Annotated in this window: 1 protein-coding gene; it reads right to left on the reverse strand. The window is 45.0% G+C overall.

Going from position 1 to position 962, the window contains the following annotated elements:
- Positions 1-143 precede the first annotated feature (143 nt).
- A complete protein-coding gene (locus PMI18_RS22515) occupies positions 144-605 on the reverse strand; it encodes a PRC-barrel domain-containing protein (RefSeq protein WP_007897291.1) in 462 nt (153 codons plus the stop codon).
- Positions 606-962: the final 357 nt, after the last annotated feature.

A 962-nucleotide genomic window follows, 5' to 3' on the forward strand; every position in this document is an offset into this window, starting at 1 on the left:
GGGCTTTTTTGTGGGGATTGGTTTTCTGTCGACAAAACCTTCTTTACCGTAATGCGCGCCTTAGGGTTTGGCACCCCTAACGACCAATCTTAATAGGTCGTTGTTTGCTCAGCGCGCATCACTCTTCGTTTTGGATATAGCAGTTAGATTTGGTCGATATTTTGTCTCTGAACAGTATCGTAATCGAAGGGTTTAGTTCCATAGAAAGAATGGATTTCTGTTGCCCAAGTCTCGTCGGCCATATTAGGCCAATTGTCCTTGTCAAAGCCTGGTGCATTTTCCAAGCGTTCTTTCTCTACATTTAGGACGAAGCGCTTATTTACTGTGTCGAGTGTCAATGCATTCCAGGGTACCGCAAACAATTTTTCTCCCATGCCAAGAAAGCCACCAAAAGATAGAACGGCATAACTCACTCTACCGTTGCGAACATCCAGCATGATTTCCTTAATATCCCCCAAGTCTTCTTCATTATGGTTATAAACATCATTTCCAATGAGTGTGTCTGCCCCCATCAGGTCCGGGCCAGGCCCCTGTTCCTCGGAGTCGGCATCTCGCAGAAGGTTGGTTTTGTACATGCCATAGGTATCGCGATCTTCGTAGTTCATTACTATCTCCTATCAGCAATCGTCAATCGATCAAAAAATGTATCCACCGCCGTGATGGCTGTATTAGTGGGAGTCACCCGCTTTCGAGAAAGTTGAATTTTTTCTTCTGCGTGACGATGAATGGCGAAGGGGAGTGGAAAAGTTAATCAGCTTTTAATTAGTGTGCTATCCATGTGTGAGGTGCTTTGTTATTTTATGGGTATTAACTAGGTCGATATCGTAGATGCCTGGATGAAGCGATTTCCCATTAATGGCAACTACGTCTCCGGCTTGCATATGACTTATAAATATGAAGATTAAGTTTGGGTGGCGTGCTGAAGTTGGGCGCCGAAATCGTTGCTTCCGCAGACGGCACCA

This window comes from Pseudomonas sp. GM102, assembly GCF_000282555.1.
Taxonomy (GTDB): domain Bacteria; phylum Pseudomonadota; class Gammaproteobacteria; order Pseudomonadales; family Pseudomonadaceae; genus Aquipseudomonas.

Bases quoted from the DNA above. Each gene is read 5' to 3' on its own strand.
- PMI18_RS22515 (WP_007897291.1), bottom strand. From the start codon at position 605: ATGAACTACGAAGATCGCGATACCTATGGCATGTACAAAACCAACCTT.